The organism is Pseudomonas sp. LBUM1646 (assembly GCF_059716165.1).
The window spans coordinates 4,960,775-4,983,624 of sequence record NZ_CP166810.1 but is presented as its reverse complement, the minus strand read 5'-3'; the positions used below and the strand labels follow the sequence as shown (position 1 = coordinate 4,983,624).

20 protein-coding genes are annotated in these 22,850 nt (G+C 50.8%); 10 read left to right on the top strand and 10 right to left on the bottom strand.

The features are described 5' to 3' along the window. The first annotated feature begins 4 nt into the window (after window positions 1–4). The 3 genes from rpsA to ACA071_RS22615 all read left to right on the top strand — a co-directional run bounded on the left by rpsA (window position 5) and on the right by ACA071_RS22615 (window position 2,940). Window positions 5–1,699, top strand: coding sequence for a 30S ribosomal protein S1 (rpsA, locus tag ACA071_RS22625; protein ID WP_123406822.1), 1,695 nt, complete (start codon window positions 5–7; stop codon window positions 1,697–1,699). A gap of 289 nt (window positions 1,700–1,988) precedes the next feature. Next, window positions 1,989–2,312 carry a hypothetical protein gene (locus tag ACA071_RS22620; RefSeq protein WP_497641205.1) on the top strand — a complete coding sequence of 108 codons (324 nt, stop codon included), beginning with the start codon at window positions 1,989–1,991 and terminating at the stop codon, window positions 2,310–2,312. Window positions 2,313–2,448: 136 nt separating this feature from the next. After that, window positions 2,449–2,940 (top strand): hypothetical protein, encoded by a 492-nt coding sequence (locus tag ACA071_RS22615; protein ID WP_497641204.1) that lies wholly within the window; start codon window positions 2,449–2,451, stop codon window positions 2,938–2,940. A 423-nt stretch (window positions 2,941–3,363) separates the two neighbouring features. Here ACA071_RS22615 and ACA071_RS22610 read toward each other — a convergent pair whose 3' ends face one another. The 10 genes from ACA071_RS22610 to ACA071_RS22565 are packed head-to-tail and all read right to left on the bottom strand — an operon-like array spanning window position 3,364 to window position 16,466. Then, window positions 3,364–4,377 carry an NAD-dependent epimerase gene (locus ACA071_RS22610; RefSeq protein WP_497641203.1) on the bottom strand — a complete coding sequence of 338 codons (1,014 nt, stop codon included), beginning with the start codon at window positions 4,375–4,377 and terminating at the stop codon, window positions 3,364–3,366. Beyond that, window positions 4,374–5,738: a UDP-glucose dehydrogenase family protein gene (locus tag ACA071_RS22605; RefSeq protein ID WP_497641202.1), complete on the bottom strand. Its 1,365-nt coding sequence runs from the start codon at window positions 5,736–5,738 to the stop codon at window positions 4,374–4,376. Before ACA071_RS22605 ends, ACA071_RS22610 begins: the two co-directional genes overlap by 4 nt. A 42-nt stretch (window positions 5,739–5,780) precedes the next feature. Next, window positions 5,781–6,977 carry a glycosyltransferase gene (locus tag ACA071_RS22600; protein WP_497641201.1) on the bottom strand — a complete coding sequence of 399 codons (1,197 nt, stop codon included), beginning with the start codon at window positions 6,975–6,977 and terminating at the stop codon, window positions 5,781–5,783. Between the two features lie 20 nt (window positions 6,978–6,997). Then, window positions 6,998–8,968, bottom strand: coding sequence for a class I SAM-dependent methyltransferase (locus tag ACA071_RS22595; RefSeq protein ID WP_497641200.1), 1,971 nt, complete (start codon window positions 8,966–8,968; stop codon window positions 6,998–7,000). Further along, window positions 8,965–12,207 (bottom strand): glycosyltransferase, encoded by a 3,243-nt coding sequence (locus tag ACA071_RS22590; RefSeq protein ID WP_497641199.1) that lies wholly within the window; start codon window positions 12,205–12,207, stop codon window positions 8,965–8,967. The genes ACA071_RS22595 and ACA071_RS22590 overlap by 4 nt, the downstream gene beginning before the upstream one ends. After that, complete coding sequence (locus tag ACA071_RS22585; protein WP_497641198.1) at window positions 12,204–13,232, bottom strand: acyltransferase family protein; 1,029 nt, start codon at window positions 13,230–13,232, stop codon at window positions 12,204–12,206. The genes ACA071_RS22590 and ACA071_RS22585 overlap by 4 nt, the downstream gene beginning before the upstream one ends. 48 nt (window positions 13,233–13,280) lie before the next feature. After that, window positions 13,281–14,039, bottom strand: a complete 759-nt coding sequence (locus ACA071_RS22580) for an ABC transporter ATP-binding protein (protein WP_497641197.1) — start codon at window positions 14,037–14,039, stop codon at window positions 13,281–13,283. Next, a complete protein-coding gene (locus tag ACA071_RS22575; RefSeq protein ID WP_497641196.1) occupies window positions 14,036–14,833 on the bottom strand; it encodes an ABC transporter permease in 798 nt (265 codons plus the stop codon). Before ACA071_RS22575 ends, ACA071_RS22580 begins: the two co-directional genes overlap by 4 nt. After that, complete coding sequence (locus tag ACA071_RS22570) at window positions 14,830–15,342, bottom strand: GNAT family N-acetyltransferase (RefSeq protein ID WP_497641195.1); 513 nt, start codon at window positions 15,340–15,342, stop codon at window positions 14,830–14,832. Before ACA071_RS22570 ends, ACA071_RS22575 begins: the two co-directional genes overlap by 4 nt. Next, window positions 15,339–16,466, bottom strand: coding sequence for a DegT/DnrJ/EryC1/StrS family aminotransferase (locus tag ACA071_RS22565; protein WP_497641194.1), 1,128 nt, complete (start codon window positions 16,464–16,466; stop codon window positions 15,339–15,341). Before ACA071_RS22565 ends, ACA071_RS22570 begins: the two co-directional genes overlap by 4 nt. A gap of 849 nt (window positions 16,467–17,315) precedes the next feature. Here ACA071_RS22565 and ACA071_RS22560 point away from each other — a divergent pair. The 7 genes from ACA071_RS22560 to rfbA all read left to right on the top strand — a co-directional run bounded on the left by ACA071_RS22560 (window position 17,316) and on the right by rfbA (window position 22,785). Next, on the top strand, window positions 17,316–17,609 hold the full coding sequence (locus ACA071_RS22560; protein ID WP_497641192.1) for a hypothetical protein: 294 nt from the start codon (window positions 17,316–17,318) through the stop codon (window positions 17,607–17,609). 141 nt (window positions 17,610–17,750) lie between these two features. Next, window positions 17,751–18,053 (top strand): integration host factor subunit beta, encoded by a 303-nt coding sequence (ihfB, locus tag ACA071_RS22555; protein ID WP_497641191.1) that lies wholly within the window; start codon window positions 17,751–17,753, stop codon window positions 18,051–18,053. 20 nt (window positions 18,054–18,073) lie between these two features. Beyond that, window positions 18,074–18,301, top strand: a complete 228-nt coding sequence (locus ACA071_RS22550; RefSeq protein ID WP_497641189.1) for a DUF1049 domain-containing protein — start codon at window positions 18,074–18,076, stop codon at window positions 18,299–18,301. A 242-nt stretch (window positions 18,302–18,543) separates the two neighbouring features. After that, on the top strand, window positions 18,544–19,590 hold the full coding sequence (locus ACA071_RS22545) for an LPS O-antigen chain length determinant protein WzzB (RefSeq protein ID WP_497641187.1): 1,047 nt from the start codon (window positions 18,544–18,546) through the stop codon (window positions 19,588–19,590). A gap of 339 nt (window positions 19,591–19,929) precedes the next feature. Continuing rightward, entirely contained in the window at window positions 19,930–21,000 is a 1,071-nt protein-coding gene (rfbB, locus tag ACA071_RS22540) for a dTDP-glucose 4,6-dehydratase (RefSeq protein WP_497641186.1), read from the top strand. A gap of 1 nt (window position 21,001) precedes the next feature. Continuing rightward, window positions 21,002–21,895 carry a dTDP-4-dehydrorhamnose reductase gene (gene rfbD, locus ACA071_RS22535; RefSeq protein ID WP_497645371.1) on the top strand — a complete coding sequence of 298 codons (894 nt, stop codon included), beginning with the start codon at window positions 21,002–21,004 and terminating at the stop codon, window positions 21,893–21,895. Beyond that, window positions 21,892–22,785: a glucose-1-phosphate thymidylyltransferase RfbA gene (gene rfbA, locus ACA071_RS22530; RefSeq protein ID WP_497641185.1), complete on the top strand. Its 894-nt coding sequence runs from the start codon at window positions 21,892–21,894 to the stop codon at window positions 22,783–22,785. Before rfbD ends, rfbA begins: the two co-directional genes overlap by 4 nt. Window positions 22,786–22,850 lie beyond the last annotated feature (65 nt).

Below are 22,850 nucleotides of genomic sequence, written 5' to 3'. Positions count from 1 at the left end.
TAAAATGAGCGAAAGCTTTGCGGAACTCTTTGAAGAAAGCCTAAAAACCCTGAACCTTCAGGCAGGCTCCATCATCACCGGTGTTATCGTTGATATCGATTACCAAGCTCGCTGGGTAACCGTTCACGCTGGCCTGAAGTCTGAAGCACTCATCCCGCTTGAGCAGTTCTACAACGATGCTGGCGAACTGACTATCAACGTCGGTGACGAAGTTCACGTTGCTCTGGACTCGGTTGAAGACGGCTTTGGTGAAACCAAGCTGTCCCGTGAAAAAGCCAAGCGCGCTGAATGCTGGATTGTTCTGGAAGCAGCCTTCGCAGCCGAAGAAGTGGTCAAGGGCGTTATCAACGGTAAGGTTAAAGGCGGCTTCACTGTCGACGTTAACGGCATCCGTGCGTTCCTGCCAGGTTCTCTGGTTGACGTTCGTCCAGTGCGCGACACCACGCACCTGGAAGGCAAAGAGCTGGAATTCAAGGTCATCAAACTCGACCAGAAACGCAACAACGTTGTCGTTTCCCGTCGTAGCGTCCTGGAAGCCGAGAACTCCGCCGAGCGCGAAGCTCTGCTGGAATCCTTGCAGGAAGGCCAACAAGTCAAAGGTATCGTCAAGAACCTCACCGATTACGGCGCATTCGTCGATCTGGGTGGCGTCGATGGCCTGCTGCACATTACCGACATGGCTTGGAAGCGTATCAAGCATCCTTCCGAAATCGTCAACGTTGGCGACGAGATTGATGTCAAGGTTCTGAAGTACGATCGCGAACGCAATCGTGTTTCCCTGGGCCTCAAGCAACTGGGCGAAGATCCATGGGTTGCTATCAAAGCCCGTTACCCAGAAAGCACTCGCGTTACCGCTCGTGTAACCAACCTGACCGACTACGGCTGCTTCGCTGAGCTGGAAGAAGGCGTTGAAGGCCTGGTACACGTTTCCGAAATGGACTGGACCAACAAGAACATCCACCCTTCGAAAGTCGTACAAGTCGGCGACGAAGTGGAAGTTATGGTTCTGGACATCGACGAAGAGCGTCGTCGTATCTCCCTCGGCATCAAGCAGTGCAAATCTAACCCATGGGAAGATTTCTCTGGCCAGTTCAACAAGGGCGATAAAATCTCCGGCACCATCAAGTCGATCACCGATTTCGGTATCTTCATTGGTCTGGACGGCGGCATCGACGGTCTGGTTCACCTGTCCGACATCTCCTGGAACGAAGTGGGCGAAGAAGCCGTTCGCCGCTTCAAGAAGGGCGACGAGCTGGACACCGTTATCCTGTCGGTTGACCCAGAGCGCGAGCGCATCTCCCTGGGTATCAAGCAACTGGAAAGCGATCCGTTCTCCGAGTACGTTCAAGAGAACGATAAAGGCGCAATCGTTAAAGGCATCGTGAAGGAAGTTGACGCTAAAGGCGCCATCATCACTCTGGCCGACGATATCGAAGCGACTCTGAAAGCCTCCGAAATCAGCCGTGACCGCGTTGAAGACGCGCGCAACGTTCTGAAAGAAGGCCAGGAAGTAGAAGCCAAGATCATCAGCGTTGACCGCAAGAGCCGCGTAATCCAGCTCTCCATCAAGTCGAAAGACGATGCTGAAGAGAAAGAAGCAATCCAAAGCCTGCGCGACAAGCCAGCGACTTCGGAACCTGCTGCTGGTCCTACCACTCTGGGCGACCTGTTGCGTGCACAAATGGAAAAACAGAACTAAGTTCTGTCAGACCATAGAAAAAGGGCGACTTCGGTCGCCCTTTTTTGTGTGCTCTGTAAGCAGACCACAGCGAACGAAGTGAGGCACAACTACATGAGGGCGACCGAGTGTGGGGAGGAAGCGAAGCTCTTGTGGCCAAGGATCAGACTGTGTAAGTCCAGCGGCTGTGTGGTGAAATATTGCGTTCTTACCTGGGGCGAGATTTCACCTTATGTCTGAAAGGGCGACGGTGCGAACCGGAGCGAGAATTCAACAGAGGCCATAGTAGGAGATAGCGAGCGGTGAAGCCGTGAGGTTTCCCGTCAGCGACGAGGTCAATCGCCCGCAAGACAAATCCGACAACGCAGGGCAAGAGGTGCGGGAACGGGTCTTTGCGAGAGAAAAACTGAAACGGGCGTGGAAACGGGTCACGGCCAACAAGGGGGCAGCGGGATTCGATGGTCTGGATATTGAACAGACCGCCGAACACTTGTTAACCCAGTGGGCAGCGATTTGTGAACATCTTCTTTCAGGTGTCTACCGACCCAATCGCGTGCGACGTGTGGTCATTCCCAAACTTGACGGCGGACAATGCGAGTTGGGTATCCCGACGGTAATCGACCGTTTGATCTAACAAGCGCTACTACAAGTCCTGCAGCCATTACTCGATTCGACTTTCAGTGAACACAGCTACGGCTTTCGCCCGGGCCACCGCGCACAGGACCCTTCCTTGTCGGCTGCGCTACGTGTCTTCGGGGCGCAAAGTGGTGGTGGATGCTGATCTGGAGAGATTTTTCGACCGGGTCGACCATGACATTTTGATAGATCGTTTACACAATCGGATCGAGGATCGGGCGGTTGTCAGGCTGATTTGCGCATTTCTGGATGCGGGACCGCTGATCAATGGTGTAGTCGAGAAAAGCCGCCGCAAGGCGGCCCGTTATTGCCATTGCTGGCGAACGTGCTGCTGGACGAAGTGGAGCGGGAGTTTGAACGCCGATGCCATTGTTTTGTGCGCTATACCGACGACGAACGTGTATGTTCGCAGCCGGAAGGCAGGCGAGCGAGTCATGGTCTTGCTGGGGCGTCTGTATGAAAAGCCGCACTTGAGTGTCAACGAGAACAAGAGTGCGGTGGCGACTGCGTTTGGTCGCAAGTTCCTGGACTACGAACTGTGGCTCTCCCGAAACGAGATCAAGTGCGCAGCGCCTTACAAGTCGCAAAAGCAGTTCAAGCTATACCCGGCGCTCGTATGGTCGTAGCTTGCAGTAGATCGTCGATGAACTGAGACCTTACATTTTTGGTTGGATAGCCTAATTCGGATTTTCGCAAACCCCAGCCGTCTGGCGTGAACTGGACAAATGGATATGACACCGATTGCGAGCTATCCAGCTTAAACAATGGAAGCGTGGAACGACGACGTATCGTGTGCTGCGAGCACTTGGCGCGAGTAACCAGGTGGCGCAGTAGGTGGCATAACAGTCGTCTTGATCTGAACCGCGTGCTTAATATCGCGTGGTTCGACGGGCTGGGATTAGTGCTTCTCTCATAACCTCAATCTCTCGAACCGCCCGGTGCGGACCCACATGCCAGGTGGTGTGGCAGGGGAACGGCCTGTGAAGGCCGGCCCCTAATGCCGATTCCTGCTTTTTGGTGACTGCTGCCGTGTCAGCTGGAGCCACTCATTAGTCTGTGATGCGGTAGAAGTCCTTGTACCAGCTCACGAACTGTTTAATGCCGTGCTCTATGGGAGTGCTGGGTACGTAGCCGGTATCGGCCTTCAGCTGTCCGACATCTGCGTAAGTATGTTCTACATCACCCGGTTGCAACGGCAGTAGCTCTTTATGTGTGGTTTTGCCCAATGCATTTTCGATTTGAGTGATGTAAGTCAGCAATTCAACCGGTTCGCTGTTCCCGATATTGTAGATTTTCCATGGGGCGCGACTAGACGCCGGATCAGGTGTAAGTCCAGACCATTCGGCATTTGATTTCGCAACTTGGTCAAGCACCCGTACTACTCCATCGACAATATCGTCGATGTAGGTAAAGTCGCGGCGGTGTTTGCCATAGTTGAAAACCTTTAACGGTTTACCCTCAAGAATGGCCCTGACAAACAGGAATGGCGACATGTCAGGTCTTCCCCACGGACCGTACACCGTGAAGAATCGCAAGCCGGTAGTGGGTATTCCATAGAGGTGGCTGTAAGAATGAGCCATCAGTTCGTTGGCTTTTTTGGTCGCTGCATAGAGAGATACAGGATGATCGACGTTGTCACGTACGTCGAACGGCATGCTCTCGTTCGCGCCATAAACCGAGCTAGATGAGGCATATACGAGATGCTTGATTGCTCCATGGCGACAGCCTTCAATAACATTCAAGAAGCCAATCAGATTGCTGTCGGCATAGGCATGAGGTTTTTCCAGAGAATAACGAACACCGGCTTGGGCTGCGAGATGGACAACCTTGTCAAAACCTTCGCCTTCGAAAAGTGAGGTCATAGCTTCTCGATCTGCAATATCCATGCGTATGAAGCGAAAACCTTGACGCGAAGTTAATTGTGCGAGGCGCGCCTCTTTGAGAGAGACTTCGTAATAGTCATTGAGATTGTCAATGCCGACAACTTCATCTCCACGCTCAAGTAAATATCGGCTTACGTGGAAACCGATGAATCCGGCAGCCCCTGTTACGAGTATCTTCAATTGGGTTCTCCATCGAGCGCCGATACTTGGCGAATCGAGTCGGCTCGGCCTATCGCGAAGTACATAATTCCCGCGTCTTTGGCTGCGGCAGGCTCAAACAAGTTACGTCCGTCGACCAATACGGGGTACTTCAAACACGTCTTTAGCCAATTAAAATCAATAGTGCGAAACTGCTTCCATTCGGTACAGATTACAAGTGCGTCGGCACCGTCGACAGCTTGCTCGCGATTACCAACCAGCTTTAGATCGTCACGTTTCCCATAAATGCGTGTCGTTTCTTCCATAGACGCTGGATCGTATGCCTGAACTTTACCGCCTGCCGCCCACACTGATTCAATCAGGCTCCGGCTCGGAGCCGCGCGCATGTCATCTGTATTTGGTTTGAAGGCAAGTCCCCAGACCGCAATTGTCTTGCCAGCCAGATCATGATTAAAGGCTTGGGATAACTTATCGAACAATACATTCTTCTGGCGATTATTGACTGACTCCACGGCATTCAGCAGTTCCGCATCGTAGCCAATTGCGTGGGCGGTACGGACCAAGGCTTGGATATCTTTCGGAAAGCACGAGCCCCCATAGCCGCAGCCTGGGTAGATAAACTGGAAACCTATGCGAGGATCGGAGCCAATGCCGAGTCTGATTTGCTCAATATCTGCGCCCAGTCGTTCGGCCATTTGAGCAATTTCATTCATAAAACTGATTTTTGTCGCAAGCATCGCATTAGCTGCGTATTTAGTGAGTTCCGCGGAGCGTACATCCATAAAAATCATCTTGTCATGATTACGGCTGTACGGGGCATAGCACTCACGCATAGTCGTCTTGACATAGTCGGAGTCGGTGCCAACGATGATGCGAGCGCCCTTACTGAAGTCGTCTATGGCTGAACCTTCCTTGAGAAACTCAGGATTTGAACAAACATAAAAATCGACTTCGAATTTTCGTTCTGCCAGTACAGATTTAATCGCGAGATGTACTTTATCTGCCGTTCCTACCGGTACAGTGGACTTGTTCACGACTATCTTGCAATTGCCCATATGTCTGCCGATCGTCTCGGCCACAGCCAGTACGTGCTGTAAATCAGCCGAACCGTCTTCGCTGGGAGGGGTTCCGACTGCGATGATCTGAATATCGCTAAACTCAACGCCCTCTTTCGCATCTGTCGTGAAGGCAAGTCTGCCTTGGCGCTGATTGTGAACGACAAGATCTGCCAGTCCGGGCTCATAAATCGGAATAACGCCTTTCTTCAAGCCTTCGATCTTCGCGCTATCGATGTCTACACAAATAACTGAATGTCCGACATCAGCGAGGCAGGCACCGGTAACCAATCCAACGTAACCTGTGCCAAAAACTGTAATTCTCATGATTTATGATCCTGATAAATGCGGGGAGCTCGTGTGGCTTCCTTAGAGAGATGTCTTGCGCGAAAAAAAGAGTTTGGTTCGATTAAAGATCTTTATGGTCAGAAGCCGTAATCCACCTTGGGCATAAATATTAGCAGTTCTGACCCATAGCGACTCAAACTGGAGAAAACGCGTAACAACGAAACTGCGAAAGTTGTTTGCCCTTAGCGCATAACCACGCGTTGATTTCATATGCCGATGCACAAGGGTGAATTGCTCAGCCCAAATAATCGATACACGCGTCACGCAGTGTTTTTCGAAAGTATTGTCATACGCCTGCTTTGCGATTTTCTCTCGCAATGGCGTATCCAAGATGAGCTGGCGTATCGCTGATGTCCACGCATCTGCAGTGTGCTCGACGAGCAGTCCCGTCTCACCATGCGTAACTGCTCGCTGATACGGTGGCAAGTCCGAATAGATTCCCGCTATTCGGCATGCCGAATATTCTCGGTATTTATTATTCGTCTTACAGCGATTTGAATATGAGTCAATAAGTGGCGCCAGCCCAATTGACCACTGACGCTCCTCTTTAAAGCGGATAAAGTTTTCGTAATCGGACGTGTGAGGGAAAAAGCGGATTCGATCATTCGGCTTGAGATCTGCGGGCATCACACCGATAAACTCGAAGACCACATTGGGGATACTGTCGAGAATCGGCTGAATTATCGGTTTTATGATTTCGAGGTCTTGTTCCCTGGACGAACTACCTGCGAAGCCCACCCGTATTTCATCGAGTTGTCGCTGTGGCGGATATTGCAAAAGCGAGAAGTCGAAGAAAGAGGGAAGGACCTCAACTGTTCTACTGTGTTGGCGAAGGAATTCGGCTAAAAGATCCGAGTTGGTCAGCACTTTATAAGCATGCGTGACCGCAGTTTCCAGGCTGTGCCTGATTAGCGGATGCTGGTAATAGAGGGCAAGCGGTGTATCGCCTTCGATTTTCCAGAAATTATCATCAATGTAATAGAGGTACGGATGTCTGGCATGCTGCAATCGCTCAATCCAAAGCCTGAGCGATGGATCACCGCAGCGCACGAACAACGGAATAGTGTATTTGTGAATGTCCGATATCAAAAGTTCCGAGAGGAATTTCTTTCGATAGACAATCCCGTGGCGAAGACAGGCAGAAAGCACGTGCTCAATCAAATGAGTCGTTGCAATCTCTCCCTCGATCACCATCAGGATGTCGATTTTAGACTTCATAACGCCCAATCTTTTACCCATCACTGCAGAAAAGCGAACGGCGAGTATTTGGTTCGTTTTTTCATGATGGAGTACTCGCAGACCTCATACAGACCGACTGGAACGTCCGCTTCCTTGACAAAAATTCGCAGGTACCAGTTTTTCTTCAATGCAACAGGAGCAGGTAGTTCGAATCGGGTTGGTAGATCCGGATTGATCTCGTTCAGCGCTACCACGGATTGAGCTACGACTTCCTTATTGCTGGAAACAATCTCAATGCCAATCAACCCCTGGGTTCCACGAATGAGGGGGCGCACTGCCAGCGACACTACCGAAAGGTTGTTCTGACCGGCCGATACCATGTACTCGCGATATGGCATGTTACGTAGATCACCTCCCAGAATAAGGACCGGACGGGAGGTGTTTAAAAGGTGTTCTTCGCTGTAGCTCTTAAGTGAAGCAAATGCTGGCGAGACCAAGTTCCACAAGGATTCTGTGCTCCTGTATTGGGAGACTAATCGCAGCGAACGTGAGGAGCGGTAGGCACTCACCTCTGTGTGCAAGGTGCCGATTACATGCATAGCTTCATGGCGCGAGCGATCAGCTTGTTGTTGAGCGTCGTTTAGGGCCTGATTTAGGCTGTTGACTTCATGTACGAGCGGCGATGGAGTCTGTGCAACTTTCAGTAATTCGCGGTTCAGATGGTTTTTCTCGTTGTTCCACGTTATTTCGCAGGCACGGTACCAGTCGATGATGCCATTGGCGGCCACGAGTTCTGACTTGATCAGTGCATTTTTTGCTTTGATCGTGGCAACGGTTTCAAGCTGATCGCGCAACGCCTGGTTTTCCCTGAGGAGTAACAGGATTGCAGCGTTTACCTCTTGGCAGGCTGATTGTGCTTCGCGCAGATTGCTTTCCAGTTCTTTGATCCGCTCTGAAGAGAGGGCTAAATCGCTGCCAAGCAGGTCACTCTGTTCAGTCAGCTCCAGTATTTGCGCGCTGATCTGCCCCGTGTGCAACTGTGACTTCATCTGCTGGATGTTGGCGTCGTGCAACTGGCCATTTAGTGCTTCGGACTTCTCGAACAAGCCCATTATTTGTAGGCGCAGCTGATGGTTTTCGGTGCGGGCGTCGTGCAATGCACGCTCAGTCAGTGTGCGGTCTTCGGTCAACTCGCTGATGCGGCGTTCCATGCTCAAATCAGCAGCGGAAGGCACGACGGGTACAATCGATGCTGGTGCTGGTGGAGGAAGGATCTTGGCTTCAGCGAGTTGAGCTTTCAGGTCTTCAATTCGTTGACGAAGCATATTTTCTGATTGAGTGAATTTTTGAATAATTTCTTCTTGCTCGCGCATTTTGAGGTGCCTGATGTAATGAGGTTCATAGGGCGCGAATTTGCTGACATGGTCCGAATAGTTTACATCGGACGAATGTTCGTCACCCTTCCAAACGATTAGCTGATACATGATTTGCTCACATACGTTGAATCGTTCGTTACGATATTTTCTTTTTTTATCTAGAGGCAAATACTGATATTCGGGGAAGTAAAAGAACTCCATGTTGATCAAACGAATATCGAGCCCTGGATTGGAGTTGTCCGATTTGGACAATCCCCACGGACGTTTCACTGAATCCAGGTAGTCCTCGGGATCCACCGGCGTCTGGGTGTAATCCGTCCAGAATCGAGGTGTATGTTCATTGAAAACCGTGATGTGATACGGGTTGGCAATGTTCAGTTTTTGTTCGTTGTAAGGGGCAATGATGCACACTTGTGCGCCATGCTTGCACACGCGATAAATCTCGCGCATCGTAAACATCAGGTCTTTTACATGTTCCAGCGAGTGCGATGAAAAAAGGATATCGACTGAATCATCTTCCAAGGGAAGAGCGTTATCGATGTCGGCGAGAATATCCACTTCAGGCATGGGGAATCGATCAATGCCGACAAAACCTTCTTGCTTGCGTTTACCGCAGCCCAGGTCAATTTTTACCCGCTTTGTTTCAAGGGTCATATGTCCAACTCTCTGCTTAGCTGGCTGATCTGACTACGTGTTTTGGTTAGTGTTTCAAACAATATATGTTCATGCGAGTCACGCGAAGGAAGGTGTCCCCGTGGCAGAGCAGGAGCAGCAGAAAGCGCGCCAAGGGTCTGTTGCTTGAAAAATTCGTCAAAGGCCTGGTTGTACAAATCGATTACCTCGAATCGAACATACGTCGGTCGAGCCAAAAACTCCATCGAACGGTGTGCACGATCGACCATTTCCAAGCGCTGTGGCTGTGATAGCAACAGGTACTGAGTAATCGCTGAAGCCATTGCTTCAGGGCTGTCGTCTTTAGTCAGGAACCCACTGTAGCGGTGTTTAATAATCTCGCTGACTCCGCCGACATTGGTCGACACCACTGGAACACCCATGGCCATCGCTTGCAGCATGGTTTGGGGCATTGACTCGTCGGTGGCGGAGATCAACAACAGATCTGCATCGTTATAAAACGATTTGGGATCGTCGATAAAACCGTGGATCGTGCATTTGTCCTGTAAGCCACAGGCATCGATCAACGCTTTGCACTTTTGCAGATACTGATCGTGGAATACGGAGTAGCCGATGAGGTCTAACGTCACGTCGAAACCGGCCTCGTTCAGTAACGCGACGGCACTTATTGCTCCAAGTTGATTCTTGCGCGGTTGTAATGTACCGGACACCAGTATGCGCAATGAGTTTCCGGTTTTTGCCACTCGTTCACGATTGACGGAGAAATTGGCAAAGTAATCGGTGTCCACAGGGCAGACTATGCGTCTGGCCGGGCTTTTGGACAAAGCCGACCATTTGAAACCATAACGCAGAGAGGAGCAGTGAATCGAATCGGCAAAGCGAATGATCGAATTGCTGGCGCCCTCATAATACTGATGGACGCTGGCGGAGCACGGAACTCGTAACTGTCGGGCAAGCAGACTCATGGTGGGAGACCAAGCCGCGAAGTGCAGTAAGCCGATTTGTTCGTGTGCGAGTTTCGCGGCCAGACGGATGGATGCTAGTTCGTCCTGGGGCTGGAAAGGACGCTGGGGCAGGGCGCCCGCCACGTAGCCTGATGGCCACTCTTCTTCGATCAGGCTCGAGTGTCGAGTGGCGGCATCCCAGCGGGATTTGAAGGTTTCTGAGTAGGTCGAATCCTTAGGCACGATGCCAACCACGCGAAAGCCTAAAGAGGCAACCAGGCTCGCATGTCTCATCAGGTGAAGCGTGGCGCCACCCAATGCGGTTTCGTGAAACGCGAAAGCAATGGCCTTGTCGCCTAATCTTGAGTGCAACTTGACTGATTCGAAGGTTGCCAGGAAATCGTAGAACTGCGATTCAGTCGTGTATCGGGAAAGCACCAGTTCCCGGGCGTTCTCCAGCATACGATTGCGCGCGTCTTGCCCCATCGTATAAGCCAATTCCAGTGCGTTTGCCCAGGCGTCAATGGTGTTTTCAACCTTGATGCAGCATGCATCTGGCAAATCGGCATATGGGACTGAATCGGTGAAGATACAAATCGCGCCGCAAGCCACAGACTCCAACAACTTTACCGGGCTCTTGCTACGAGCGGCTCGGGTGCTGAAATCAAGCGGTACCAATGCTATATCAAAACTAGTCTCGCTCAGGTCACGAATATAGCTTTCATAAACATGAGTAAAGGATTTGAAAAATACTGGGCATTCCAGCGGCGAGAATTTCTTGGGATCAAGTCCCCAGAAGTGAAACTCTACCGAATGTGAATGCGCGCTGGCGAAGTCTGACAGGGCAGGCCAGAGCTTTTCCAAAATATCTTCACGCACTGCCCCGGACATGATTGCTACTTTCAGGCGCTTGCCCCGGGTGTATGGACGCTTTTGAACGAAGCGGGCATTGATATTAGTGTTAAGCCGAGCGGTTTTGCTGTTAAGCGCCTGCAGGTCTTCATTGATTGCGTCGCTGTAGCCTATGCACGTATCAGCTCCGGAGATTTGCTTGACGATCTGCTCATAAGCGAAAGTACCTGGAGCAAGAAAGCTATGTGCAGGGCCCACATCGTGGAAATGCAACATGTTGTCATCCATCAGGTAGGCGATGGGGACTTTGCCTTTTTTGCTATCAAGAAACTGGCTGCCCGCGGCACCGACGGTGCGGTAGAGGACCGCCGCATCAATGCCGGTGAAGTCGATGACCGATAGATCATTTTCTTTAATGAACGTGCTGGTAATTGCACGCTGACCCGGTAGCAGTGTGAAGTTATTAATCGTCACATCGATAGATGTGGAGTAGTCCGGCTTGACGGTTAACAGATGCAATTTGCGTCCGCGCGCACCGGCGGCGACAGCCATTTCAGTGTCACTGCAATAGTCATTGAATTTCGTCAGGAAGGGCGACGCTTCCATTCGCTGATATTCGCTGATTTCCGTGTCTGTAAAGGCATCTCCAAACTGAGAAAGATCAATGACGTCGTAGTCATTGATGGTTGATGGTTTAAGAAGATGATCACGTTGCAAGGAGAGACTTTTTCGATACCGGGTATAAAATAGTGGGATTTCTTTACCCAGCGAGTCGGCGAGGTTCGCCCGCACGTACGAGGTCACTTCGTCGACCCAAATGAACTCGGCATGTTTGGCAAAGCGTAGCCAAAGGTCATAATCGGAGTAGCGACGCATCATGACGTGGGTGTCATACATGCCTGTCAGCTCGAACAAGGACTTATGGTGCATCACCGTATTGTTGGCGATGTAGTTACCATTCATCAGCAAGCCGTAATTAAAAGGTCCGCCGAGTTTTCGGGTCGTGATTGTGCCGTCGGCAAGAGCGATATCTACGCTCGAGTTGGCGTAGACAACTGTTGGCTTAGTATATTTTTCCAGTTGTTCGAGGCGTAATTCCAGGCTGTGCTCTGTCCAGAGATCATCATCAAACTGGTAGGCGATGTATTTGCCTTTGGCAAGCAGTGCCGCCTGATTGACTCTCAGAGCCGGTAGGCCGCTGTTCTTGTGGTACGAGTGAATGATGACACGCGGGTCCTTTTTCAGGTAATCCTGCAGAACTGCTGCTGAGCCATCACGAGAGCCGTCGTCGACGATGATTAACTCAAAATTGCGATAGGTCTGCGCAAGTACACTGTCGATCGATTCCTGTAGCGGGCCATGTCCACGTGAGTAAGTTGGCAGGATCACCGTAATTTTGGGGGCCGACGGAGCCTTGGTACTGGCATGAATCTTCAGGTCAGTAGAAAAGTCGCTAAATTTCATGGCTGTTCCAAAGGTTGATTTAACTGAGGCGCGGCGTTACGGGAAAGAAAGCGATCAACAGCGGGCCGTATTTTCTTTTGATATAGCCAGTATTCGAATTTTCCAAAACCGATGGCGATCGGCAGCGCGACTACGGTCATTACCAACAGCGAGGTCGTAAAACTTGCACCGGCGGGCTTCAGGGCCAGGTAGAGGCAATAGATAATTGGCAGGTGAAGTAAATATATACCGTATGAGTAATCACCCAGACGGTTGAGCGCTGCGGGTAACGGCTTGAGTTGGGTGATGAAAATTAGAATCATCGCTCCAAGCACGCAAATAGACAGGATGTATCTCATTTCGGCATAGAACACTAGCTCAAAGCCAATGACCAGGAAGGCGAGACGCGCAGCAGTCTGGTCGCCCGAAAGACTAAATCTTGCGAGAAAGAATCCCGTAATAAAATAGATATTAAGAGGGGACAGGAAAATTGAAAGGTAGTCAGGGCTTGGCATGTTGACTTTGATGCCATTATGACTTGCAGCGAGGATCGAAACCAACCAAAGCAGAAGTGCTGCGTTGATTAACGACGGACGTGCACGAGTAAGCGCCATCAGCAATAGGATCAACGTGTAGAAGTACATTTCATAAATGAGTGTCCAGTACGGGATCTGAAAGCTGCTGTTTAATGTTCCGGTTGGAAGTAACAAAAGTGATGCCGCGTCGGAAAACGAAGGACGAAAATCGGAGAACAGGTAGAAAATAGCTGTCGAAACAATCAGGGCAATAAAATAGGCCGGGTAGATCCTTGCTAGGCGATGACCAGCAAACGTTTCAAACTTTTTCTCTGTTTGGAGCGCTATGACGAAGCCAGAAATGATAAAGAAAATATAAACGCCCAAGCCGCCAAGGTTAAACTTTCGAAACTCAATTGCGTTGTCGCCAACCGCCTGGCTGGCAAAAAAATAGGCGTGTTGTAGAAACACTAGCGCTGCGGCGAGCAAGCGGAGTGCCTGTATGTTTTTTAATGTGGGAGTACCAGCCATTTTTTTTCTTCCCTGCTTAATGTCTTGACGCTACTTGATAGAGCCAACTTAGAGGCTGTCTGTGTGAGCATCGTTGTATAATTTTACGATTTCGTTGGTTGGCCCATCTGCAACGATCTGGCCTTTATGTAGCCATATGGTTCTGTTGCAGAAGTCATTCAGAAGGTTGAAGTTGTGGGTCGTGAATACCAGTATTTTTCCTTGCTCCATGAATTCGAACATCCGCCTCTTCGCTTTCTCCGCGAAGGAAATATCGCCAGCACCCATGACTTCATCAATCAGCAGTATTTCCGGGTTGATACTGGTCGATACCGCAAATGCCAAGCGAATGAACATGCCCGAGGAATAAGTGCGGACGGGGTAGTCCAGGAATTCACCTAGTTCAGTGAACTCAGCAATCTCCGGAAGTTTTTCTTCGATGGCTTCCACGGACATACCTAGCAGGAGCCCGCGGATACGAATGTTATCCCAGCCCGACTGGTTCATCTCGAATCCAGTGGCAAATTCAAACATCGGGCAGACGTGGCCTTTGATCGTGACAGAGCCCGATGTCGGAGGATAAATATCGGCCATTACCTTCAATAGCGTACTTTTCCCCGCTCCGTTGAGCCCTATGAGCCCGACGCGCTCACCGTGGTTGATCTCCAGATTAATGGTTTTCAATGCATCAATGCGGTAGTTGGTGGCGACAGAGGAATTGGCGCGTAGCAGCTTGCGCCGGAACCAGCTTTTCAGCCCTTCCTCACTGCTCAGGGCTCCTTCGAACGTAATACCGACATTCTTCAGGACGAGCGATGCATGAGTCATAAAAGGAAAACCACGCGAGAGTCAAGCTTCAGGGCCGTCAGGAGAGCCAGCGACCAACAGATCAAAACATAGACGCCGGCGCATAGATAATTTTCGGGCAATGCAAGTTCACCCTGAATGATCGGATGACGCACGATGTCGATAAGATAGTAAAGCGGGTTTAACTGATAGATGAATCCTACCCCTTTTTCATGCAGTAGTTTTACTGGAAACATGATGGGAGTAATGAAGAACATCATCTGCAGCAGGACAGCCATGGCGTGGGGAAAGTCCCGGAATCTTGCCCCCAGATAAGCACTGACTGCAATATGCCCCAGCGCTGCCATGATCAGTAATATCAGTCCGGGAATTGCCAGCAACCAACCTTTTGCACTGAACTCATTGAAGAAGATTTGGACAGGAATTACTACGGCAATCCCGATGATCAACACAATGACACTGGAAATCAGGCTCCTCAGCAGGTAAATCTGCTTGGGATAGGAGAACTGCTTTATATAGCCCTCGGCCCGAACAAAGCTTGCACTGGCATCGGTTATCGACGCGACGATAAAGCCCCATAAAGCGAAACCGCATGCGAGATAGGGCAGGAATTCATGCACGGGCTGCCCAAACAGTAATCCGTAAATGAGTCCCACACCTGTCACGAAAAAACCGGTGGTTAATACAATCCATAGAGGACCGAAAAATGACCGGTGAAATTTTGCCTTGATGTCCTGAATGCCCAGGTATGTCCACACGCGCCACATTTTCAGAGCGCGTGTGCTATCGCCCAATAACCTTGCGACACTTGTCATTCGGTTCCCGCCAATGGTTTGCGAAGGCCCATTCGAATCAGGCCGTCGTAACGTTGTTCTTCAGAAAAGCCATGTTTACTGTAGAGGCCGATAGCGCGATCATTAGACTCGATGACTTCGAGAAATACGTAGTCAAGATTCAGTTCGCTCCAGCAGACAAGCAACAACTGGGCGCAGGCGCGGCTGATGTAGCCCTTTCCAGCACCTTCGGGTGCTGCCAGGAAACGTCCTACCTCGGCGCAACGTGTTTGCCAATCAATGTCATAGACAGATGCTTGACCCACGAGTTTGCCTTCGGCTTCAACGACGAACAGAAAGTCATTGTCGTTTTGCTGGTAGCGCTGGCGAAACCAGTTGGAGTGCTGTTCGTAGGTCAGCGGTGTCGAAGTCTTGAACCAAACGCGAGCCTCGTCCCGATTTCTCCAGGACAAGGTCTCATGCAGGTCACTCTCTTCAATAAGGCGAAGACGCAAGGCATCATCGCCGAACGAACGGAGTGAGCGCTTCATTTTGCGTAACGAATCAGCAGATCGCAGACAGTGTCAACGTCAGCACGGGTCAGGCTTAGGTGCATCGGTAGCGACATGACTTCTTGGCTTGCCTGTGCGGCGTTCGGACAAGTTCCGGCACCGAAGGAGTACATGGCGTATTCAGTGTTGTCGCGATAATGAACACCTGGATAAACCTGGTGTTCGTTCAGCGCCAACATGACGGTGTCACGATCCTTGACCCGGATTTGCAGCAGGTGAGTTGAAGACTCGCAGCCTGGAGCAACATCGACGATCTTGATAGCGGAATGTCCGGCGAGGTTTTCGCGGTACCAGTTGGCAAGCTGGCGACGGTAGGAATTGTCCTGATCCAGATACTTCAGCTGTACCAGGCCCATTGCAGCCATGATTGAGTTGCCGTGGTATTTGTAACCCAGTTCCTCAACGTCATACATCCACTTGTAAGCACCTTGTGCCGCGGTGCGTGCGAAGGTGTCCTTGTTGATACCCAGCCAGGTTAGCTTGCGTACTCGTTCATCGTCTTCCCGGTTCTTGAAGCAGATCATGCCCGAATCTGCAGTCGGCAAATTCTTCACGGCCTGAAAACTGAACACTACGCAGTCAGCCTCTTGTCCGACGTGCTTGCCACGAAGGCGAGTGCCTGCCATGTGGGCAGCGTCAAGAATCAGCTTGATTCCACGTTCTTTACAGATTTCGACAATTTTTTGATATTGACCTATGTTGCCGCCGATACCCACAAAAATCAGTGCTTTTGTTTTCGAGGTGATGCGCTCGAGAACGCTTTCAGGATCCAGGCACAGGGATTCGTCGACGTCTGCGAATACAGGAGTCATTCCCGCATACAGGATGGCATGGTTGGTTGAGATGAAGGTCAGCGGTGTGGTGATAACTTCATCGTCGTCAGACCAGCCGAATTTCTTTTTGAACAGCTCGATGGCCAAGTGCAGGCCAACGGTGTTGGAGCTCAAGAAGTGGGCGTTTGGCAGGCCGGTATAGGCCTTCCAATCTTCTTCCATAGTGGCTGTTTTGAAGCCAAGGCCGGTCCAGCCTTTTTCTAGGCATTCGCGAATCGCGGCTAGACATTCATCAATACGGAATTTTGGAACGAACAGCTGAATCGACATGGTTATGTCCTTATAAGTGAGCAGGAACAGGGCGTTAAATAAACTGCGCCTGACGTGCTGACGTAGATGTGCAAGTGTTGGGCAGGTGGCTTGCTATCGGCGAATGACGCCAATGCTTAAGCTCGGTTTTTTTTCAGTTGGCCTGTAACCAGGCCGGGACAAGCAAAGCAACGCTGATCGGATAGATCCGTATGCGCGTTTTTTTTTAGAAAGAGCCCATGCCCTGGTGAGGGAAGGTGTGGGGTAACAGTAGTGTTGCCAATTGGGTGTTCATAAAGCACCTATCAAATGTCGGACAGAGAGGGGGCGCAAAGCCTGGTAGCTACAGCCTCGACGGCGGGCAGGCCGGGACCATCTATTAAAGATCCCCATCCCCAGCTCGGTGTACAGCCGGTCGTATTGCCAAAAAAATGGCATCCACGCGTTTTCCCAGGGCTTTTTCTGCGACCGGAAAAGGAAAGCTCCTACAATGTGCGGGCATAATAACTATTGTCGTTCGACAAAACTATCTTCAACTCGCCTTCGAAACGTTTCGGTTTCACATTTTGTTCACATTTTTATCCGTTGCGACTCGGCCCGGCACCTGCAAGCGTGGGGCGATGCAGGCGAAGCTAGGCTCGACCGGTTCGGAAGCTCTCAGGTAAAAAAATATTTGGACACACTTTTATGCTTTGTGGGGGGGAGTAGTGAAGGGGGGGCGGATGGCTCCTCTGTTGGCAGCCATTGCTCCTTATTATCTCTTGTGAACAACCGCCATTGACTGTGGTCTGAGTCCGTACAGAAGGATTGGAAAGTCAAACTAAGCTGACGGAATGAGGATGCCGGTGCGTCATCCGGCAAGGGATAGCGATGAGCAGGTATGTGGTCACGATTGTGGTGGGATTGCTTCTGGGGATGGTGGGCTGCACAACCAATAGCAAGGTCCATGTAGTGCATGGCGTCACAGGTATCGAGATCGATTGCTCGGGGTTCGGGTCTAGTTGGGAAAGGTGCTACAAGCATGCCGAACGCAAGTGCAAGCAGCAGGGTTATAAGGTGGTGACAAAATCCGATGATGTCAAAGATGGAGAGGGGGACTATCCATTCGGCTGGAACCCGGCAGGGTATTTCACAAGAACGATGCTCGTCGTGTGTGTCTCATGAGAATGACGGTCGCGAAATGCACTCCTACAAGGCGTCTGTAGGGGCTCGCAGATAAGTCAATGCGCGGGCTGTTCAAACGCTCTCTGGCATGCTAAAACCTTTGAAGCGCTGATCTAGCTGCTTGAAAAAGAAGGGGAAAATATGACGAAGTCGGAGTTGATCGAACGAATTGTCACCCATCAAGGGCTGCTCTCATCCAAGGATGTGGAGCTGGCCATCAAGACCATGCTTGAGCAAATGTCCCAATGTCTGGCCACAGGAGATCGTATCGAGATCCGTGGTTTTGGCAGCTTCTCCCTGCACTACCGCGCGCCGCGCGTAGGACGCAATCCGAAAACCGGTCAGTCCGTCAGCCTTGATGGCAAGTTCGTTCCGCATTTCAAGCCGGGCAAGGAACTGCGTGATCGGGTGAACGAGGAAGAGGATGAAGCATATGATCTCTAGTTTTCAGGAGGAGGAGTAGCGTGCAAGGGTTCAAGCGCATTGCGATGGCTGCATTGATGTTGCTGCTTGTGTTGCTAGCTGTCGTGTTCGTCCTAGAGAACCATCAGCCGGTCTCGTTGTTTTTTTTAGGCTTTTCTACTACGGTGTTGCCGGTTTCTATTTATGTCATCCTGGCTTTGTTACTGGGGATGCTGCTGGGGCCGATGCTGGGGTTGATAGTTGGACGTAGGACCAAAGCCAGGCTTTGAGCCCGAGGAGGGTGGAGAGTGTATCGTATTGTCTTCGACGAGGTGGACTGGCGTCGTGTGTTATTATTTTGTCCTGCCGAGGGCTTTGATAGCCCTTTTTTATCGCCCGATTTTCCATTTCAGAACGATGTCATTGTGTTTTAAGTGATGGGTTTAAACTGAATTTCAAGTGATCTGGTGGTTGGACAATGACTATGTTACTGGGTTTGCTGAAGCAGATTAAGTGAAGGGCGAGCAATCATATGCAAAATGATAATAACGCTATCAATTCTTCAGGGGAGTTAGATCTTCTGGAGATTGCTGTTGCGGTGTGGCAACAAAAGTGGGTGGTTTTTTCAATGATGCTTGTGGTGGGATGTATAGCTGCGGCCTATGCGTGGTTGTCAACGCCTATATATGAGTCAAAATACTACATAGCACCGCCTACCGTAAACGATATCGCTAATCTAAATTACGGTCGGACCGATGAGTTTGGTTTGCAACCTTTTTCAGTCGCTGAAGTTTATAAAAGCTTCCTGCGCAATCTTCAGTCTGAATCACAACGTCGGTCTTTTTTTGAGAGCGTTTATCTGCCAAGCCTAGGTGAATCGGGAGCGCAGCTACCTCGCAGTGCTTCTTACGACAGGTTTTCGGCAATGATGACCATTGCTCCGGTCGGCAAGGATGAGGAAGGTCGATGGTCGGTATCCCTGCAAGATCCTGACGCGGCTCATGCCATGGAATGGGTTGAGTTATATGTCAACCAGGTGGGCGAGAGTACTAAGCGCGAATTGACAAAAAATGCCACCAAAGAGGCTTCGGTACTGGCTCGTAATGTTAAATTGAGAATTGATACGCTTCGGGAGTCAGGCACCAGAGTTCGTGAGGACGCTATCAGTAAACTGCGCGAGGCGTTAGTTGTCGCTAAGGCCAGCGGACTGGAGAACTCTCTTGTTTTCTCAGGTAATGGTCCCGCGAAGCTGGCTGGAGGTATGTCTGGCGCCTCTACCTACATGCGTGGTAGCAAAGCTCTCGAGGCTGAGCTGAAAAATCTTGAAAATCGTCAATCCGAGGACCCGTTTACTCCGGGTTTGCGAAAGCTCCAAGAAAAGTATGATTTTTATAAACAGTTGTCAGTAGAGGTATTTGATATCACGGCGTTCCGTCAGGACGGTGTCCTTTACCAGCCTTTGTCTCCGGTTAAACCTAAAAAACTACTTATTCTGGTTCTTGGTCTCATGATCGGAGGACTGCTTGGCGTTGGGTTCGCTCTACTTCGCCACTTTGTGCTTAATCGTAGAGAGGTTTGATGTCTCTTTGATGTCAAGCGCTTTTGCTGAGTGGTCCAAGTTAGATCGCCGTTTTTACCGGTGGCTTGTCGTAAAATAGCACTGGGACGACAAACGCGAACCGTTTCACGCGGGCTGTAGGTGTAAACTGCAATCGTGTGGCAGTCGCTTAGGGCAGAACCGTCCGCCTGCAAGGCCGAATACACGATTGCGTAGCCGGCGTGAACAAATACCGACGGCGGTCGGCGTAAGAATTGAAGACACCAGCCTTGAAGCGTAATCGGCGCAGGGGCTGCAACGTAACAGTATCAACGGCAAACGGCGCGATTGGAGTGCCGTTTGAGCTTGAGGGAGATAAAGTTGAAGATATTAGTGACCGGTGGCGCTGGATTTATTGGTTCGGCAGTTGTTCGACACATCATCGCCAATACCACTGACTCGGTGGTCAATCTGGATAAATTGACCTACGCCGGTAATTTGGAATCATTGGGTGAGAGCGCCAAAAGCGACCGCTATGCTTTCGAGCGTGTTGACATTTGTGATGCCGCCCAGTTGCAGCGGGTATTTAACGAGCACCGCCCTGACGCGGTGATGCATCTCGCGGCAGAGTCCCATGTCGATCGCTCGATCAGCGGTCCTTCGGATTTTATCCAGACTAATATCGTTGGCACCTACACCTTGCTTGAAGCTGTGCGTCAATACTGGAAAGGTTTGGACGCCACGACACAGGAGCAATTTCGCTTCCATCACATTTCTACCGACGAGGTTTATGGCGACCTTGAAGGGCCTGAAGACCTGTTTACCGAACAGACACCTTATCAGCCAAGCTCCCCGTACTCGGCTAGCAAGGCGAGTTCCGATCATTTGGTTCGGGCCTGGAGTCGCACTTATGGCCTCCCTGCGATCGTAACCAACTGTTCGAACAACTATGGTCCCTGCCATTTCCCTGAAAAGCTCATTCCACTGGTGATTCTGAATGCGCTGGAAGGCAAGCCTCTGCCTATCTATGGCAAGGGTGATCAGGTACGCGACTGGCTGTATGTTGAAGATCACGCACGTGCACTTTATAAGGTGGTGACCGAGGGTGAAGTCGACGAGACCTATAACATCGGTGGCCACAACGAGAAGAAAAACCTCGAAGTCGTTCACACGGTTTGTGAGTTGCTTGACGAACTCTGCCCCGAGTCGGTGCACCGACCACACGCGCAATTGATCACCTACGTTCAAGATCGCCCTGGTCATGATCAGCGTTATGCGATCGATGCCAGCAAAATTCAACGCGAGCTTGGCTGGACGCCAGAGGAAACTTTTGAATCCGGTATTCGCAAGACCGTTGAGTGGTATTTGAACAACCAGCTATGGGTAGAGCACGTCAAGAGCGGTAGCTACCAGCAGTGGATTGATCAAAATTATGCCGATCGACAAGCGTGATATGAAAGTTTTGCTACTGGGTAAAAATGGCCAGGTCGGTTGGGAGCTCCAGCGCTCACTTGCGACATTGGGCCAAGTGGTTGCCCTTGGTCGTTACCCCGAAAACGCTCTATGCGGGGATTTGGCTGACATAGAATCATTGCGGGCAACCATCCGGCGGGTGGCGCCGGATGTCATCGTCAATGCCGCAGCCTATACTGCCGTGGACAAGGCGGAGTCCGATAAAGAGTTGGCTTTGCAAGTTAATGCCACGGCGGTCCAGGTCATTGCTGAAGAGGCTCATCGACTGGGTAGCTGGTTCGTGCACTATTCCACAGATTATGTGTTCGATGGTGCCGGAGAATCGGCATGGCAAGAAAGCGATTCGGCGTCGCCAGCCAACTACTATGGTATGACCAAGTTCATTGGTGAACAGGCTATTGCCGCATCGGGATGTAAATACTTGATCTTGCGTACGAGCTGGGTATACGGCGCGCGAGGCAACAATTTCGCTAAAACCATGCTGCGGCATGCGAAAGATCGCCCGGAATTGAATGTCATCGCCGATCAGGTCGGCGCGCCGACAGGTGCGGACCTGATCGCTGATATTACGGTTGTGGCAATTAGAAAGGCGCTGGTTGACCCCTCTGTAGCAGGTATCTATCACCTGGCCGCCAGTGGATTTACCTCTTGGTATGAGTACGCCAGTCTGGTCATCGACTACGGTAGGGATAAAGGCCTTCCGATAGAAACGCGAGTCGTCAACCCCATTGCAACCGCACAGTTTCCGACACCTGCGCGTCGGCCATTGAATTCCCGGCTTAATACCGAGAAACTGCGCGGGACTTTTTCCATCCACTTGCCCGATTGGCGGAGTGGAGTGATCCGGATGTTAAAGGAAGTGTTAGAGAAATGACGGTCATCAAACGCAAAGGCATTATTCTGGCAGGCGGTTCTGGTACGCGCCTTCACCCCCTTACGTTGGGCGTGTCGAAGCAGATGCTTCCTATTTTTGACAAGCCGATGATTTTCTATCCGTTGTCCGTGCTCATGCTTGCCGGAATGCGTGAAATCCTGATTATCTCCACTCCTGAGGATCTACCTTGCTTCAAGAAGCTTTTGGGAGACGGGAGCCAGTACGGTATCGAATTGACTTACGCCGAACAACCAAGCCCGGATGGGCTGGCTCAGGCTTTCATTATTGGCGAAGAGTTCATCGGTGATGATCCGTGCTGCCTGATCCTGGGCGACAACATTTTCTACGGACAGCATTTTTCTGACAATCTGCGCTCGGCCATGTCCCAAACTTCAGGGGCTACCGTTTTCGGTTATCACGTCTCCGATCCAGAGCGTTTTGGTGTCGTCGAGTTTGACAGCACGGGCCGGGCTTTGAGCATCGAAGAAAAGCCGGCTCATCCGAAGTCCAATTATGCAGTTACAGGTTTGTATTTCTACGATAATCACGTCGTTGAAATCGCAAAAAACATCAAGCCCTCTGCACGTGGGGAGCTCGAAATCACTGACGTAAACCGAGCTTATTTGGACGATAAATCGTTGACCGTGGAAATGCTCGGTCGCGGTTTTGCATGGTTGGATACGGGTACTCATGAGTCGCTCCTCGAGGCTAGTCACTTTGTCCATACCATCGAACATCGCCAAGGTTTGAAAGTGGCGTGCCTCGAAGAGATTGCGTTCCATAGCGGCTGGATCACTCCAGAGCAACTCGCGGTGCAAGCTGAGAAGCTTAAGAAGACCGGTTATGGGCAGTACCTGCAAAAGCTTCTGGTTGAGGCTGCCAGCGTATGAGATTGGGTGACGCATGCATTACCTACTTTGCCGATATGGCATGCCTGATTGGCGGTGATGATCGT